This window comes from Modestobacter sp. VKM Ac-2986 (genome assembly GCF_026967795.1).
Taxonomy (GTDB): Bacteria; Actinomycetota; Actinomycetes; order Mycobacteriales; family Geodermatophilaceae; genus Modestobacter.
Genome location: NZ_JAPVBH010000003.1, coordinates 408,563 through 424,779, shown reverse-complemented (window position 1 = coordinate 424,779; position 16,217 = coordinate 408,563). Strand labels below are relative to the sequence as shown.

Annotated in this window: 14 protein-coding genes and 1 pseudogene; 12 read left to right on the top strand and 3 right to left on the bottom strand. The window is 75.0% G+C overall.

Annotated elements, in window-relative coordinates:
* Positions 1–131 precede the first annotated feature (131 nt).
* From O2W14_RS09890 to O2W14_RS09880, 3 genes are all read left to right on the top strand, one after another.
* Positions 132–815, top strand: a complete 684-nt coding sequence (locus tag O2W14_RS09890; RefSeq protein ID WP_269175917.1) for an SDR family NAD(P)-dependent oxidoreductase — start codon at positions 132–134, stop codon at positions 813–815.
* A gap of 175 nt (positions 816–990) precedes the next feature.
* Entirely contained in the window at positions 991–1,635 is a 645-nt protein-coding gene (locus tag O2W14_RS09885) for a dihydrofolate reductase family protein (protein WP_269175916.1), read from the top strand.
* Between the two features lie 75 nt (positions 1,636–1,710).
* Positions 1,711–2,931, top strand: coding sequence for a sensor domain-containing phosphodiesterase (locus O2W14_RS09880; RefSeq protein ID WP_269175915.1), 1,221 nt, complete (start codon positions 1,711–1,713; stop codon positions 2,929–2,931).
* A 74-nt stretch (positions 2,932–3,005) separates the two neighbouring features.
* Here the strand turns inward: O2W14_RS09880 and O2W14_RS09875 are convergent.
* Positions 3,006–3,122, bottom strand: a pseudogene (locus O2W14_RS09875) (MmyB family transcriptional regulator); the annotation flags it as partial.
* 102 nt (positions 3,123–3,224) lie between these two features.
* Here O2W14_RS09875 and O2W14_RS09870 point away from each other — a divergent pair.
* The 6 genes from O2W14_RS09870 to O2W14_RS09845 all read left to right on the top strand — a co-directional run bounded on the left by O2W14_RS09870 (position 3,225) and on the right by O2W14_RS09845 (position 8,993).
* Positions 3,225–3,626, top strand: coding sequence for a (R)-mandelonitrile lyase (locus O2W14_RS09870; RefSeq protein ID WP_269175914.1), 402 nt, complete (start codon positions 3,225–3,227; stop codon positions 3,624–3,626).
* 16 nt (positions 3,627–3,642) lie between these two features.
* Positions 3,643–4,683: an NAD(P)-dependent alcohol dehydrogenase gene (locus O2W14_RS09865; RefSeq protein ID WP_269175913.1), complete on the top strand. Its 1,041-nt coding sequence runs from the start codon at positions 3,643–3,645 to the stop codon at positions 4,681–4,683.
* A complete protein-coding gene (locus O2W14_RS09860; protein ID WP_269175912.1) occupies positions 4,680–5,894 on the top strand; it encodes an MFS transporter in 1,215 nt (404 codons plus the stop codon). The genes O2W14_RS09865 and O2W14_RS09860 overlap by 4 nt, the downstream gene beginning before the upstream one ends.
* 155 nt (positions 5,895–6,049) lie before the next feature.
* The gene (locus O2W14_RS09855; RefSeq protein ID WP_269175911.1) at positions 6,050–7,117 is read left to right on the top strand and encodes a VanZ family protein; all 1,068 of its coding nucleotides are present in this window, start codon (positions 6,050–6,052) and stop codon (positions 7,115–7,117) included.
* A gap of 119 nt (positions 7,118–7,236) precedes the next feature.
* Positions 7,237–7,914, top strand: a complete 678-nt coding sequence (locus O2W14_RS09850) for a response regulator transcription factor (RefSeq protein ID WP_269175910.1) — start codon at positions 7,237–7,239, stop codon at positions 7,912–7,914.
* On the top strand, positions 7,911–8,993 hold the full coding sequence (locus O2W14_RS09845) for a sensor histidine kinase (RefSeq protein ID WP_269175909.1): 1,083 nt from the start codon (positions 7,911–7,913) through the stop codon (positions 8,991–8,993). Before O2W14_RS09850 ends, O2W14_RS09845 begins: the two co-directional genes overlap by 4 nt.
* A 13-nt stretch (positions 8,994–9,006) precedes the next feature.
* On the opposite strand, the gene O2W14_RS09840 is transcribed toward O2W14_RS09845, so the two are convergent.
* Both O2W14_RS09840 and O2W14_RS09835 read right to left on the bottom strand, forming a co-directional pair.
* Positions 9,007–10,080 carry a DUF2332 domain-containing protein gene (locus O2W14_RS09840; protein ID WP_269175908.1) on the bottom strand — a complete coding sequence of 358 codons (1,074 nt, stop codon included), beginning with the start codon at positions 10,078–10,080 and terminating at the stop codon, positions 9,007–9,009.
* An 80-nt stretch (positions 10,081–10,160) separates the two neighbouring features.
* Positions 10,161–10,520, bottom strand: coding sequence for a helix-turn-helix domain-containing protein (locus O2W14_RS09835; RefSeq protein WP_269175907.1), 360 nt, complete (start codon positions 10,518–10,520; stop codon positions 10,161–10,163).
* A 482-nt stretch (positions 10,521–11,002) separates the two neighbouring features.
* Between O2W14_RS09835 and O2W14_RS09830 the strand changes: the two genes are divergently transcribed.
* Genes O2W14_RS09830 through O2W14_RS09820 form a run of 3 tightly spaced genes read left to right on the top strand, consistent with a single transcriptional unit; the run spans position 11,003 to position 15,600 of the window.
* Positions 11,003–11,878 (top strand): pyruvate, water dikinase regulatory protein, encoded by an 876-nt coding sequence (locus O2W14_RS09830; RefSeq protein ID WP_269175906.1) that lies wholly within the window; start codon positions 11,003–11,005, stop codon positions 11,876–11,878.
* Between the two features lie 11 nt (positions 11,879–11,889).
* Positions 11,890–14,307, top strand: coding sequence for a phosphoenolpyruvate synthase (gene ppsA / locus O2W14_RS09825; RefSeq protein ID WP_269175905.1), 2,418 nt, complete (start codon positions 11,890–11,892; stop codon positions 14,305–14,307).
* 60 nt (positions 14,308–14,367) lie between these two features.
* Positions 14,368–15,600 carry a 3-deoxy-7-phosphoheptulonate synthase gene (locus tag O2W14_RS09820; protein ID WP_269175904.1) on the top strand — a complete coding sequence of 411 codons (1,233 nt, stop codon included), beginning with the start codon at positions 14,368–14,370 and terminating at the stop codon, positions 15,598–15,600.
* The last annotated feature ends 617 nt before the right edge of the window (positions 15,601–16,217 follow it).

Genomic DNA, 16,217 nt, shown 5'->3' with positions numbered 1-16,217 from the left:
GTAGGACGCCGGAGGGGACGCAGCGGGGGTCCTGTCACCCCCCAGGCTGAGCAGGGCTCTGGGTCTCCTCTCCTGGGCGCCCGAGCATGGGGAGCGCGGCCCGATCGGGTCGGCCACATCGAGGGGGAGACATGACCGTCACACTGATCACCGGCGCCAACAAGGGCATCGGGTACGAGACCGCCCGCCAGCTCCTGGAGCTCGGGCACACCGTGTACGTCGGCGCCCGGGACGCCGAGCGCGGTGCGAAGGCGGCCGCCGAGCTCGGTGCACGGTTCGTCCAGCTGGACGTCACCGACGACGCCTCGGTGGCCCGCGCGCTGGCCGAGGTCGACGCGGCCGAGGGGCGCCTGGACCTGCTGGTGCACAACGCCGGCGTGCTGGAGACCGGGCTCGACGCCGCCGCGGCGGTGCGGTCCTTCGACGTCAACGCCATCGGGATCGTCCGGGTCACGGAGGCGGCGCTGCCGCTGCTGCGCCGGTCCGCCGACCCCGCGGTCGTCACCGTGTCCAGCAGCATGGGGTCCTTCTGGGCGGTGACGAACCCGGAGCGGCCGGAGTCCCAGTTCCCGCTGGCGCTCTACGCCGCGTCCAAGGCGGCGGCCACGATGCTCACCGTGCAGTACGCCAAGGCCCACCCCGGCATCCGGTTCACCGCCGTCGAGCCGGGCGCCACCGCGACCGACATGACCGCCGCGTTCGGCATCGGCCGGCCGGTCGCGGACAGCGCGCGGGTCGTCGTCCGGCTGGCGACCCAGGGCCCCGACGGCCCGTCCGGCACGTTGCAGGACGAGGCCGGGGTGCTCGCCTGGTGAGCCGTTGTCCCGCCGCCACCGAGATGCGCGCTCTCGTGGCACCCGGGCCCGGGTGCCACGAGGACGCAGCACTGGCGGGCGACGGCGCGAACCAGGTGGCCGCGCGGGCGATGAGTCCGCCGGTCGCGGCCGGTCCTCCTCTCTGACGACTACGACCGACCGACAGGAGCACGCCATGGGACTGGTGCAGGCCAAGCTGTTCGCGACTCTCGACCTGGTGGGGCAGGCACCCGGCGGGCCGGACGAGGACCCGGAGGGCTTCCCGTTCGGCGGCTGGCAGGCGCCGCTGCTCGACGAGGTCTCCGGCGGGCAGGTGGGCGCGGCCTACCAGGGGGTGGACGCGCTGCTGCTCGGCCGGCGCACCTACGACGTCTTCGCCGCGTACTGGCCGCACCAGCACGGCGGCGAGGACGGCGAGATCGCGCAGCTGTTCAACGGGGTGCCCAAGTACGTGGCCTCCCGCGGCCGGCCCGACCTGTCCTGGGCGGGGTCCAGCCAGCTCGGCCCGGACCTCGCGGAGGCGGTGCGGGGCGTCCGCGACCGGCACGAGCACGTCGCGGTGGTCGGCAGCCTGGACCTGCTGCAGACGATGCTGCGCGAGCGGCTCGTCGACCGGCTCGACCTCTGGGTGCACCCGGTCCTGCTGGGGGTGGGCAAGAAGGTGTTCGACCGCGGCGTCGTCCCGGCGGGGCTGGAGCTGCTCGGCCCGCCGGTGGCCTCGCCCCGGGGCACCGTCCACCTCCGCTACGCGCTCACCGGCGGCATCCCGGCCACCGGCGACATGAGCGCCCCCGACCGCGGGGTCCCGCGCGAGGGCTGAAGACCACCCGTTCGGGTCCTCCGGTCGGACGGCCCGGTGGCCGATGTCCCTGGGGACGGCCACCGGGAGGGTGATGTGAGGACGAGGCGTTCGGACGCCGAGCAGCAGGTCGCGGAGCTGCTGCGCACGGCGAAGGAGTCGCTGCAGCTGTCGGTGGCCTTCCTCAGCCGGCTGGACGGCACCACCCAGCACCTGGAGGTCGTGGAGTCCTCGGTGCCCTTCCTGTTCCAGGAGGGCAACCAGCAGCGGCAGGAGACCAGCTTCTGCCAGGCCGTCCTGGACGGGAAGCTGCCCGCGGTCATGTCCGACGTGCGCCAGCACCCGGAGGCGATGAGGCTGCCGGCGGCCCGGCTGCCGCGGATCCGCAGCTACGTCTCGGTGCCGGTCGTGCTCAGCGACGGCGAGCTCTACGGCACCTTCTGCGCCGCCGGGTTGACCACCGACAAGGGCCTGACCCAGCGGGACCGGTCGCTGATGACCGTGCTCGCCTCGGCCGCGGCCGTCGTCATCGAGCCGGGCGTGCGGGAGGAGGCGCGCCGCCGCGAGCTGCTCGGCCGGCTCGAGCTGGTCGTCGCCGACGGTGGGCCGGTCGTGGTCCTGCAGCCCATCGTCGACCTCGGCACCGGGCACCAGGTGGGGTCCGAGGCGCTGAGCCGCTTCCCGGCGGAGTGGGGCAAGGCGCCCGACGTCGTGTTCGAGGAGGCGCACAGCATCGGACTGGGGCACCAGCTGGAGCTGCTCGCGCTGCGCCGGGCGGCCGACCACCTGGCCGTGGTCGAGGGGTACGTCGCGATGAACATCTCCCCGGCGACGCTGCTGCTGCCGGAGTTCACCGCGCTCCTGCGTGAGCTGCCGCTGGAGCGGGTGCTGCTGGAGCTCTCCGAGCACGACCAGGTGGCCGACTACGCCGAGCTCGCCGCCGTCCTCGCCCCGCTGCGCGCCGACGGCATGCGGCTGGCCATCGACGACGTCGGCGCCGGGTACTCCTCGCTGCGGCACATCGTCCTCACCACCCCCGACGTGATCAAGATGGACCGCAGCGTCGTCTCCGGCGTCGACGCCGACCCGGTGCTGGCCAAGCTGGTCGCCTCGCTGGTCGAGTTCGGCCACGGGTGCGGCGCCGCGGTGGTCGCCGAGGGCGTGGAGACGCCGGCCGAGGCCGCGACGCTGCGCGGGCTGCAGGTCGACCTCGGCCAGGGCTGGTTCTTCGGCCGCCCGGCCCACCCGGGCACCCCGGCTGCGGTCCCGGTGGCCGGGATCCCGCTGGACGACGCCCTGGCGCCGTCCGCGGGCTGACCCGGCGGGCCGGTCGGGAGAGCCGGTCGGGAGAGCCGGTCCGCCGGGGTGGGCTGCCCGGCGCCGGTGGCCGCTCGGGTCGCGGCCCAGCGGGTGCGGAACTCCCCGCTGACCGTGGACAGCCCACCCACGAGCTCGCGCAGCGCCGTGTCGTGCGGACGGCGGCCGGCCTCGGCGCGCAGCAGGGCCACGGTGGGGGGTCGAGTTCCTACCCCCCACAGACCCGCCCTCCCACGGGCGCGTCCGGAGGCGTTCTGTGGAGACCGACCGACCACCGACGCCGGAGGACCACCGTGCAGATCACCCGCAGCTCCACCGCCACCGTGCGGGGACCGGCCGACTGGTTCACCGGCGACGTGTTCATCGACGCGGTCGCCGCCGCCCCCGCGCCCTCGCGGGTCACCGCCGCCCTCGTGCACTTCATGCCCGGGGCACGCACCCACTGGCACCGCCACCCGCTGGGCCAGACCGTCTTCGTCACCGAGGGCGTCGGCCTCTGCCAGCGCCGCGGTGGGCCGGTCGAGGTGATCCGCCCCGGCGACCGCGTGCTGTTCGAGGCCGACGAGGAGCACTGGCACGGCGCCGCCCCGGACCGGCTCATGGTCCACCTGGCCATCAACGAGGGCGACGACGACCACGCCGTCGTGCACTGGCTGACCCCGGTGACCGACGCCGAGTACGCCCCCACCCACTGAGCACCTGGAGACCCCCATGCGCGTCAACGCCTACGCAGCACCTGCCGCCGGCCGGCCCCTGGCCCCCACCACCGTCGAGCGCCGGGACGTCGGCCCGCGTGACGTGCTGATCGAGATCACGCACGCCGGCATCTGCCACTCCGACATCCACACCGTCAACGGCGACTGGGGCCCGCAGCCCTTCCCGGTGGTGCCCGGCCACGAGATCGTCGGACTGGTGACCGAGGTCGGCACCGACGTCACCACCCACCGGGTCGGCGACCGGGTCGGCGTCGGCTGCATGGTGAACAGCTGCCGGGAGTGCACCAACTGCCTGGCCGGCGACGAGCAGTACTGCCTGAAGGGCATGGTCGGCACCTACGCCGCCACCGACCGCGACGGCACCACCACCCAGGGCGGCTACTCCACCCACGTCGTGGTGGACGCCGACTTCGCCCTGCGGGTGCCCGCGGGCATCGACTCCGCGGCAGCCGCGCCGCTGCTGTGCGCCGGCATCACCACCTTCTCCCCGCTGCGCCACTGGGGTGCGGGCCCCGGCACGCGGGTCGCCGTCGTCGGCCTGGGCGGGCTCGGGCACATGGCGGTGAAGCTGGCGCACGCCATGGGTGCCGAGGTGACCGTGCTGTCCCAGTCGCTGAAGAAGCAGGAGGACGGGCTGCGGCTGGGCGCCGACGCCTACTCCGCCACCAGCGACCCGGACACCTTCGCCACCCTGGCCGGCCGCTTCGACCTGATCGTCAACACCGTCAGCGCGCCGATCGACGTCGACGCCCACCTGTCGCTGCTGGCCGTGGGCGGCGCGCTGGTCAACGTCGGCGCGCCCGCCGAGCCGCTGGGCGTGAACGTCATGTCGCTGATCGGCGGCCGCCGCACCTTCGCCGGGTCGATGATCGGCGGCCTCGCCGAGACCCAGGAGATGCTCGACTTCTGCGCCGCGCACGGCATCGGCGCCGAGGTCGAGGTCATCGAGGCCGACCAGGTCAACGAGGCCTACGCGCGGGTGCTGGCCTCCGACGTCCGCTACCGCTTCGTCATCGACGTGGCCAGCCTGCGGTGACGGCCGCTCCGATCACCGGCACGGCGACGGCGGCCCGGCCCGGGCGCATGCCGGTCGTCGTGTACGTGCTGGCCGTCGGCACGTTCCTGATGCTCACCACCGAGTTCGTGGTCGCCGGCCTGCTGCCGGAGATCGCCGGTGACCTGCAGGTGAGCGTGGCGCAGGCCGGGCTGCTGATCACGGTGTTCGCGGCCGGCATGATCGTCGGCTCGCCGGCGATGACGCTGCTCACCCGGCGGATGCCGGCGCGGGTGACGCTGGTGCTGGCCCTGGGGGTGTTCGCGGCCGGGCACGTGGTGGTCGCCGTGGGCGACAGCTTCCCGGTGCTGCTGGCCGCCCGGTTCGTCACCGCCTGGGCCACCGGCGCCTTCTGGTCGGTCGCCTCGGTGGTCGCCACCCGGGCGGCCGGCCCGGGAGCCGGCGCCCGGGCGCTGGGCCTGGTCGGCGCCGGCGGCATGCTCGCCAACGTCGCCGGTGTGCCGCTGGGTGCGTTCGCCGGTCAGCTGTCGGGCTGGCGCGGGCCGTTCTGGGCGCTCGCGGTCCTCGCCCTGGCCGCCGTCCCGCTCATCGCCCGCAGCGTCCCGCCCGAGGACGCCGACAAGCAGCCGGTGACCCTGCGGTCGGAGCTGGGGGCGCTGCGGTCGGGCCGGCTGTGGCTGGTGCTGGCGGCGTGCGCGACCACCACCGGCGGCGTGCTGTCGGTCTACTCCTACGTGTCCCCGCTGCTCACCGACCGGGCGGGCGTGGCGGCGAGCTGGGTGCCGCTGGTGCTCGTCGGCTTCGGTGTCGGGTCGCTGGTCGGCACGGTCGTCGGCGGCCGGCTCGGCGACGACCACCCGCACGCGACCACGATCGGCGTCGCGGCGGCCACCACCGTCGTCCTGCTGGCGACCTGCCTGCTGTCCACCTCCGCCGTGCCGACGGTGGTGCTGCTGGTCCTGCTGGGCCTGCTCGGGCTCAGCGCCAACCCGGTGCTGTCCGCGCTGGCGGTCCGCTCCTCCGGGGTGGCGGCCACGCTGGGCGTCGCGCTGTCGGTGTCGGCCTACAACCTCGGGACAGCGGTCGGCTCGCTGGCCGCCGGCCGGGCGCTGGAGTCCGGCCTCGGCACGGTCGGCCCGGCCGTGGTGGGCACCTGCGTCGCCGCGCTCACGCTGGTCCCGACGACCGTCCTCGCCCTGCGCAGCCGCCGCGAGGCGGTGCCCGCGGCCTGACCGGGTCGGGTCGGGCCGGTCAGGTAGGGCCCGGGTGGACGTGTCGTGGGCGTATGCGGATCCGCAGACGCCGTGGCAACGGGCGCGCGACTGGACTGGGCGACGTCCCCCGGTCATCGACGTCCCACCGGCCCGCCCGGTGGTGAGGAGCCCCCGTGCCGACCAGTCCCGCCCCGACCCGTCCCGTGTCACCCACCTCCACCACGCTCCCGCCGGTCCGCCGACGGCCGGGTGCGCTCCTGCCGGCCGCCGTCGCCGTCCTGCTCGCGGTCGCCTGCGTCACCCTCGGCCCACCCGGTGCGGTCGCCGAGGCCCGGCGCACGGTGACCGCCCTGGCCGAGGCGCTCACCGCGCCGTGGCCGGGCGCGGTGCAGCGCGCGCAGGTCGAGGCGGCGGCCAACGTGCTGCTGTTCGTGCCGGTGGGCGCCCTGGCCGCCGTGCTGGTCCGCCGCCGCAGCCCGGTCCTCCCCGTCGCGCTGGGCGCCGGTCTGTCGGTGCTGGTCGAGCTGGTGCAGACCACGCTGCCGGGCCGGGTGCCCGACCTCGCCGACGTGGCCGCGAACACCGCCGGCACGGTGGTCGGCGTCGCGCTGGCCGCCGGGTGCCGGTCCGCGCTCCGCCGCGCGCGGCGGGGTCGCCGGGCCGGGCTGGTCGCCGTCCCGCTCCTGCTGGCGGCCCTGGCCGGGTGCGCGGACGTCGTCCCCGCCGGCGCCGAGGGGGCGCCGCTCGCCACGGCGCCGTCGGCCGGCACGCCGTCGGCCGGCACGCCGGAGCGCCGGGAGCTGACCGCCGAGGACGGCTGGCTGCCCGACGGCGAGGTGCTGTCGCCCTTCGACGACGTCCCGGCCCTCACCCGGCTGGACGCCGCGCTGCGCACCGCCGTCCAGGACGCGTACCGGGCCGCGACGGACGACGGGGTGCGCTTCCACGTGACCACGGGCTGGCGCAGTGCGGCCTACCAGCAGTCGCTGTTCGACGCCGCGGTGCGCGAGCACGGCAGCCCTGCGGCGGCCCGGGTGCACGTGCTGCCGGCCGACGAGTCCGCCCACGTCACCGGGGACGCCGTCGACATCGGCCCGACCGACGCGATGTACTGGCTGTCCCGGCACGGGGCGCAGTTCGGCCTCTGCCAGACCTACGGCAACGAGCTGTGGCACTACGAGCTCACCGTCGAGCGCGGCGGAGAGTGCCCGGCGCCGGTCGCCGACCCCAGCGCCGGATGACGGCCACCCACGAGCCGGCCAGCGTCGTCGCGGCGCGGCAGCTGGCCCGCGAGGCCCGGGAGCGGCGTGGGGTGCGCGTCCATACGCCCACGACATCCCCGGCTCCCTACCCTCGCCCCATGCGGGTGCTGATCGCCGAGGACGAGCCCTACCTGGCCGACGCCGTCCGGGACGGGCTGCGGCTGGAGGCCATCGCCTCCGACGTGGTCCACGACGGCGACAGTGCGCTGGAGCACCTGGCCGTCACCTCCTACGACGTCCTCGTGCTCGACCGCGACCTGCCCGGCACCTCCGGGGACGAGGTGGCCCGGCAGGTGGTCGCGGCGGGCATGCCGTGCCGGATCCTCATGCTCACCGCGGCCGACCGGCTCGAGGAGAAGGTCGCCGGCTTCGAGCTCGGCGCCGACGACTACCTCACCAAGCCCTTCGCGATGCGGGAGCTGGTGGTGCGGCTGCGCGCGCTGGGCCGCCGCCCGGTCGACGGGACGCCGCCGGTGGTCGAGTTCGCCGGGCTGACGCTGGACCCGTTCCGCCGGGAGGTGCACCGCGCCGGCCGGTACGTGGGGCTGACCCGCAAGCAGTTCGCGGTGCTGGAGGTGCTGATGGCCGCCCGCGGTGGGGTGGTCAGCGCCGAGCAGCTGCTGGAGCGGGCGTGGGACGAGAACGCCGACCCGTTCACCAACGCCGTCCGGATCACCATCTCCTCGCTGCGCAAACGGCTGGGCGACCCGTGGCTGATCCACACCGTGCCCGGCGCCGGCTACCGGGTGGGCGAGCCGGCGTCCGGCCCGGCGTGAGCGCCCGGCTGCGGCTGGCGCTCAGCTACGCCGGCTTCCTGGCCGTCGCCGGCGTCGGCACCGTCGCGCTGCTGGCCTACGTGCTGCACTTCGTGCCCGAGGGCAACCTGCGCGGCGAGGGCGGCGTGCCGGTGCCCGACCGCGGCGACCTCCTGGACGCCCTGCTGCCCAAGCTGGTGGCCGTGCTCGCGGTGCTGGGGGTGCTCGGCCTGGTGGGCGGCTGGCTGCTGGCCGGGCGGATGCTCCGCCCGCTGCACCGGGTGCACGCGGTCGCCCAGCAGGTGGCGGCCGGCTCCCTGGAGTACCGGGTGCGGCTGCAGGGCACCCGCGACGAGTTCCGCGAGCTCGCCGACACCTTCGACACGATGCTCGACCGGATGCAGGCGGCCTTCGACGAGCAGCGCCGGTACGCCGCCAACGCCTCCCACGAGCTGCGCACCCCCTACGCGGTCGAGCGGGCGATGCTCGACGTCGCCCTCGCCGACCCGGCCGGGGTGGACGTCGGCCAGCTGCTGCGCCGGCTCGACGAGACCAACCGCCGGGGCACCGAGACGGTGGAGGCGTTGCTGGCCCTGGCCGCGCTCGACCAGGGCCGCACCCCGCCGCTGGTGCCGGTGGACCTCGCCGAGCTCACCGCCGGGGTGGTCGCGGACCTGACCCCGCTGGCCGACCAGGCCGGGCTGGTGGTGGACGCCGAGCTGGGGGAGGGCGACCTCGACGGCGTCGAGCCCCTGGTGCGGCAGCTGGTGTCCAACCTGGTGCTCAACGCGGTGCGGCACAACACCGGCCCGGGCGGGCACGTGCAGGTCACCACCGGCACGACCGTCGACGGCCGCGCCGAGCTGCGGGTGGTCAACAGCGGACCGGTGGTGCCACCGCGCCTGCTGGCCACGCTCACCGAGCCCTTCGTCCGGGGCGTCGGGCGCACGTCGGCCGGCTCGTCCGCCCCGACCGGCAGCGGGCTCGGGCTGGCTCTCGTGGCCCGGGTGGCCGCCGTGCACGGCGCCGACCTGCAGCTGTCCGCTCCGCCGGCGGGCGGGCTGGTCGTCCGGGTGCCGTTCCCCCCGCCGGGCGGCTGACCGGCACCCGCGGCTACGCGTCGGCCAGCCAGGACAGCAGGCGGCCCCGCGACCAGCAGCGGCCCAGCGCCGTGGCGTGCAGCCCGGTCCCGGTCGACACCGTCAGGCCGAGGGTGCTGTGTCCTGACGCCGGGCGGTCGCCGAGCGTCGGGACGCCGGGTGCGACCCCGACCCCCTCGACGGAGACCCACGCGATCGTCCGTCCGGCCGCGGCCTCCGCCAGTCGCCGCTGCAGCTCGAGGCGACGGGCGGGGGTGAGCCGGGAGAGCGCCCACGCGGTGAGGACGACGGGCAGCGCGCCGGCGGGCACCCGGGCGAGGGCCTCGGGCAGCAGTGCGAGCGGGTCCCCGCGGAGCAGCAGCGGGGGAGCGGCCGCCGCGACGGTGAGCGCGGACGCGAGCGGTGCGGCCCCGTGCGGGCGGTCCGGCGCCACACAGGCGCGCAGCCAGCGGACGTCGTCGGGGTCGGTGGGGTCCAGCGGGGCGCGGTCGACGCCGATCCGGGCGACGACCTCGGGCAGCTCCCGCGCCGGGACCCGTCCCGGGCCGACGACCGGCGTGGACAGCTGGACGGGGGAGGCGGGGTCGCCCAGCGACGGCCCGGGCTCGTAGCGGAGGCCCATCCGGTCCAGGTGCAGGTCCAGGCCGGTGGGGCTGCCCAGGCCGACCAACCCGACGGGCGGTGCACCGACCCGGGAGGCGGCCTCGGCGACGGCCGGGGCGAGGACCGCGCAGCGCGCGAGGGCCATGGTGGCCGGACTGCGGTGCGCGACGGTGGCGGCGACCGCGCCGGTCAGGTCCAGCAGTGTGGCGACCGCCGCGTCCGCGGTGGCGGCACCGTCGGCCACGGCATGCGCGGCGGCCAGTGCCGGCGCGCGGCCGGCGAGGGCCAGGTCGTGCAGCGCCGCCAGGACCAGCGCCGGGGAGCGCCGGCGCGCAGGCAGCGCGGCGAGGGCGTGCAGCGCCGCGGGCGACCCGCCGAGGGCGAGCGCGGTGCGGCGGTCCAGCGGTGACGTGCCGGCCGCCCCGGCGTAGCGCCGGAGGGTCGCAGCGATCGCAGCGGTGGGTCCGGTCGGGTGCGCGGTCACCCGGGCACCCTGCACCACGGCCCCGGGTCCCGGGAGCCGATCGGCACGCCGTCCCGAGCGGGACGGCAGGTCGGGCTGGGTCAGGCGGCGTCGGTGCGGGCGCCGTCGAGGTACTCGCGCACGGCCGGCGCGGGGACCCGGAAGGAGCGGCCGACGCGGACGGCGGCCATCTCGCCGTTGTGCACGAGGCGGTAGACGGTCATCTTCGACACGCGCATGATCGCCGCGACCTCGGCCACGGTCATGAACTGCACCGCCGGGCGCGGGGCGGGGCGCTCGGTCATCGGGCGCACGGGCTGCATCGGCGCGGGGCGCTGGCCGACGGGGGCGAAGCCGGGCTGGACGCGGGCGCCGGGGACGGCGGGGCGCGGGGCCGGGACGCGGCCGTAGGTGGCCTGACGGGGGAGGGCGGTAGCGGGGGAGCGCTGGGCCAGGGTCATCGTCGTGCCTCTCGATGGCGGGTCGCGGGACGCGGGGCCAGTGGACTGACGACCCTGCGCTGCTGTGCTGGAACTGAGAGTAAACGTCGATCGTGGGCCCCGTCTCTGTGGACGTGGACGAGACGGACTGGTCCGCTTCGGCACAAGTTGTCCGTGCGCTGGGTGTGACCGGAGTGAACGTGCAGGTGACACGCTGGAAGTCCGGTGCCGGGTGGGGTCGGTGTGACGACACGCGACCGGGTCTGCGGCCTCCTGGCGGGAGGACCTGCGACCGGCGGTGTACCGAGCCCGCGCGCGGGCCGCGGTCGCGAGCGCGTAGGGCATGACGTCTAGCACGTCCTACTAGGCTGAGGCTGGCGTCTGCCGGACCGGCCGTGCGGCGGGTCGGGCGGCAGCCGGCGACCGGTCCGTGTTCCGACGCGTAGACAGAGGTGCAGGGTGCCCCTGACCCGACCCGCCCGACGACCTCCCCGGGCTGCCCGGTGACCGGCCCGCCGGCGGTGGGCCCGGCCGACGTCGTCCCGGTGTTCTTCCTGTCCGACAGCACCGGGATCAGCGCCGAGACGATGGGCAACGCGCTGCTCATCCAGTTCCCCGACCTGCACTTCGACCGGACGCTCGTGCCCTTCATCGCCACGGTCGAGCAGGCCCGCGAGGTGGTCGCCCAGGTCGACGAGGCGATGGACGGCCCGGTGCCGCCGCTGGTCTTCCTCACCGCCGCCGTCGAGGAGGTGCGGGCCGAGCTGCTGCGCACGCGCGCCCCGGTCATCGACTTCTTCGGCCTGCACATGGCCCGGGTCGAGGCCCAGCTCGGCGCCCCCGGGCTGCGGGAGGCCCGCCGGCTGCACGGGGTGGGCGACGTCCGGCGCTACAACGACCGGATGGCGGCCATCGAGTTCGCGATCGAGCACGACGACGGGCTGAGCCCCCGCGGCCTGGACCGCGCCGACGTCGTCCTGCTCGCCCCGTCGCGGTGCGGCAAGACCCCGACGGCGATGTACCTCGCGCTGCAGCACGGCCTGTTCGTCGCCAACTACCCGCTGGTCGAGGAGGACCTGGTCACCACCGACCTGCCCCGCCCGGTCCGTGAGCTGGCCGACCGGTGCTTCGGGCTCACCACCACGGTGTCCCGGCTCAGCCGGGTGCGCCAGGAGCGCCGACCCGACTCCCGCTACTCCTCGGAGGAGCAGTGCCGCGCCGAGCTGCGCCGGGCCACGGCGATGTACGACACCCACGACCTGCCCACCATCGACACCTCGGCGGCCTCCGTCGAGGAGATCGCCGCGATGGTCGTCCAGACCCTGGCCCGGCGGCGCCGCCGCCCGGGTGCGCCCACGCCCTCCCGCCCCGCCCGATGAGGAGACCGACGATGAGCACCGACACCGCACCCGCGACCGCAGCCGAGGGCACTGCCCCCGAGGACAACGTCCGGTGGTTCGCCGAGCTGGGGCTGGCCGACCTGGAGGTGGTGGGCGGCAAGAACTCCTCGCTCGGGGAGATGATCTCCCAGCTGGCCGACGCCGGGGTGCGCGTCCCCGACGGCTTCGCCACCACCGCCTCGGCCTACCAGCGCTTCCTCGGCGACACCGGCCTGGCCGCCCGGATCGCCGACCGGCTGCGCACCCTGGACACCGACGACGTCCGGGCGCTGTCGGCCGCCGGTGCCGAGATCCGGCAGCTCGTGGTCGACCAGCCGTTCCCGCCGGCGCTGGAGGCCGACGTCCGGGCCGCTTACGCGCGGCTGGCCGGGGACGACGCCGCGGTCTCCTTCGCCGTCCGGTCCAGCGCCACCGCCGAGGACCTCCCGGACGCCTCCTTCGCCGGGCAGCAGGAGACCTTCCTCAACGTGCGCGGCATCGACGCGGTGCTCCAGGCGGTGCGGGAGGTCTACGCCTCGCTCTACAACGACCGGGCCATCGCCTACCGGGTGCACCACGGCTTCGACCACGAGGCGGTGTCGCTGTCGGCCGGCGTCCAGCGGATGGTGCGCTCGGACCTCGGCGCCTCCGGCGTGCTGTTCACCATGGACACCGAGTCCGGCTTCCGCGACGCCGTGTTCGTGACCTCGGCCTACGGGCTGGGGGAGGGCGTCGTGCAGGGCGCGGTGAACCCCGACGAGTTCTACATCTACAAGCCCGCGCTGGCCGCGGGCCGGCCGGCGGTGCTCAAGCGCGGGGTGGGGGAGAAGGCCACCAAGATGGTCTACACCGACCACGCCGAGGTCGGCCGGACGACGGAGTTCGTCGACGTCGACCCCGCGCAGCGCCGGCTGCTGTCGCTCACCGACGCCGAGGTCACCGAGCTGGCCCGCCAGGCGGTGCGGATCGAGGAGCACTACGGCCGGCCGATGGACATCGAGTGGGGCAAGGACGGGCTCACCGGCGAGCTGTTCGTGCTGCAGGCGCGCCCGGAGACGGTGCAGTCGCGGGCCGGGAACGTCACCGAGCGGTACCGGCTCACCGGCAGCGGGGAGGTGCTGGTCGAGGGGCGGGCGATCGGGCAGAAGATCGGCGCGGGCGCGGTGCGGGTGCTCAGCGACATCGACCAGATGGACTCCTTCACCCCCGGCGACGTGCTGGTCGCGGACATGACCGACCCCGACTGGGAGCCGATCATGAAGCGGGCCTCGGCGATCGTCACGAACCGCGGCGGGCGCACCTGCCACGCGGCGATCATCGCCCGCGAGCTGGGCATCCCCGCCGTCGTCGGCACCGGGACGGCGACCCGCTCGCTGCGCGACGGCGACCCGGTCACCGTCTCCTGCGCCGAGGGCGACACCGGCCTGGTCTACGCCGGCGCGGTGGACTTCGAGGTCAGCGAGACCTCGCTGGAGGCGATGCCGGAGATCCCCACCAAGATCATGATGAACGTGGGGACGCCGGAGCAGGCCTTCGCGTTCTCCCGGCTGCCGAACGCCGGGGTGGGGCTGGCCCGGCTGGAGTTCGTCATCAACCGGCAGATCGGCATCCACCCCCGCGCCCTGCTGGAGCTGGACACCCTCGACGCGCCGCTCAAGCGCCAGGTCGAGGAGCGGATCGTGGCCTACCCCTCGGCCCGGGACTTCTTCGTGTCCCGGGTCGCCGAGGGGGTGTCGATGATCGCCGCGGCGTTCGCGCCCGAGCCGGTCATCGTGCGGATGAGCGACTTCAAGTCCAACGAGTACGCCAACCTGCTCGGCGGGGAGCACTACGAGCCGCACGAGGAGAACCCGATGCTGGGCTACCGGGGGGCCTCCCGGTACCTGTCGGCCGACTTCGCCGAGTGCTTCGCGATGGAGTGCGAGGCGCTGCGGTACGTGCGCGACGAGATGGGGCTGACCAACGTCCAGATCATGATCCCGTTCGTGCGCACCGTCGCCGAGATCGAGGGCGTGGTCCGGCTGCTGGGCGAGCACGGGCTGCGGCGCGGGGAGAACGGCCTGAAGGTCGTGATGATGTGCGAGCTGCCCTCCAACGCGCTGCTGGCCGACGCCTTCCTCGACCACGTCGACGGGTTCTCCATCGGCTCCAACGACATGACCCAGCTGGTGCTCGGCCTGGACCGCGACTCCAGCCTGGTCGCCGGCAGCTTCGACGAGCGGGACCCCGCGGTCCTCGCCGTCCTGGAGATGGCGATCAGCGCCTGCCTGGCGCGGGGGAAGTACGTGGGCATCTGCGGCCAGGGGCCCAGCGACCACCCCGACCTGGCCGAGTGGCTCGTGGCCCGGGGGATCGGGTCGATGTCGCTGAACCCGGACACCGTCGTCGACACCTGGCTGCACCTGGCCCGCACCGCCGCGGGCGGGTGACCGGGGTGCGCCCCGCGGACCCGGTCGCGGGCCCGCGGGGCGAACCGGGAGACTCGCCCCATGGACCAGGCGCCGACCCCCGCTGACCAGATCCTCACCGAGGCCACCCGGATCGCCGACCACCTCCTGGACCTGCAGACCCGGGTGAACCAGCAGATCGACGCGACACTGGCCGAGCTGCTGCCCGGCGTCGTGGCGGCGCTGGGCACCGGCGGGGTGGCCGAGGTCGACGACGCCGACCTGGTCAACGCCCGGATCACCGGCCTGAGCGTCGTGGTCACCCCGGCCGCGGTCGCCACCGTCGTCCCGCTGCCGGCCGCCTCGACGGCCACCACCCGCGCCGCCCGCCGGGCGGTGGGCGACATCGTCCGCGGTGCCGACGACCGGCTGACCGTGATCGCCGGGCCGTGCTCCATCCACGACCCGGCCGCCGCCGTCGAGTACGCCGGGTTCATCGCGGCGATGCGGGAGCGGCACGGGGCCGACCTCGAGGTCCTGATGCGCACCTACACCGAGAAGCCGCGCACCGAGGTCGACTGGAAGGGCTTCGCCTACGACCCGTTCCTCGACGGCTCCAGCCGGATCAGCGTCGGCCTGGTCGCCACGCGGATGCTCATGCGCGCGATCACGGCGCTGGGCGTGCCGGTCGCGGCCGAGCCGCTGAACGCGCTGACCCCGCAGTACGTCAACGGGCTGGTCACCTACAACGGCGTCGGCGCCCGCAACGTCACCGACCAGACCGCCCGCGAGCGCGCCTCGGGCTTCTCCTCGGTCATCGGCTTCAAGAACTCACCCGAGGGCAGCATCGGTGCGGCCATCTCCGCCGTGCTGACCGCGCGGGCCCCGCACGAGTTCCTCGGCGTCGACGGCCACGGGGTGACCGCGCAGCTGTCGACCACCGGCAACGACACCGCCCACGTGATCCTGCGCGGGGACAAGGACGGCCCCAACCACTCCGCCGCCCACGTCGCGGCCACGAAGCAGGCGCTGGGCGCCCGCGGCCTGCCCGAGGTCGTCGTGGTCGACGCCTCGCACGGCAACAGCCAGAAGGACCACCGCCGCCAGGCCGCCGTCGTCGCCGACCTGGCCGGCCAGATCGCCGGCGGGGAGCGGGCACTGCGCGGGGTGATGATCGAGAGCAACCTCGTCGAGGGCCGGCAGGACCTGGACCGCGCGCACCCCGGGTCGCTGGAGTACGGCAAGAGCGTCACCGACGCCTGCGTCGACCTCCCGACGACCGAGCGGCTGCTGGCCGAGCTGGCCGGGGCCGTGCGCGCCCGCCGGGAGGCCTGATCCTCCGCTTCGGTGGCCGTTCGCCCGTCGTCGTTTGGCCGTTCGCCCGTCGTCGTTTGGCCGTTCGCCCGTCGTCGTTGTGGTGGTGCACGCGAGATCTCTGTCCGTGACGGCGGATAGACGTCGCGGCCGCCGCTCATGTCGAAGACGGACATCCCGCTGGCACTCGAGCGGGCGCGAAACGGACACAACATAACCTCCTTTATGTTGTATAGGCCGTCAGACCATGGTGTCAGTGGTCGGATGGTCTCAGTGGAACGCTGCCAGGCGTCATGACGGTCTTGCTGTCACCCTGACAGGGTGGATGCTCAGCGAGGGCCGGGCTGGCCCCGGTCGAGGTGGATCTTCGTGACGAGCATGCTCGTCGTTGCCCTGGTGGGTGCAACCCTGGCCTGGTCGATGAAGGGCCGGGACGCTGCCTCGGGCTTTCTGGGCATGGCGACGGGCGTCGGTATCGCTCTCGTCGTTAAAGCAGCTTTTTCGCTCCGACGGCGGCGCTCAATGTCGACCCGCAAGTAACCTCCTCTATCAGCGGTGCGCTGTTCGGGGCGAACGACGCCGCCCGGGGGCCTGTGGCGCCGGCTCGGGAGCACTGTCAGTCCGTTTAGGCGTCAGCG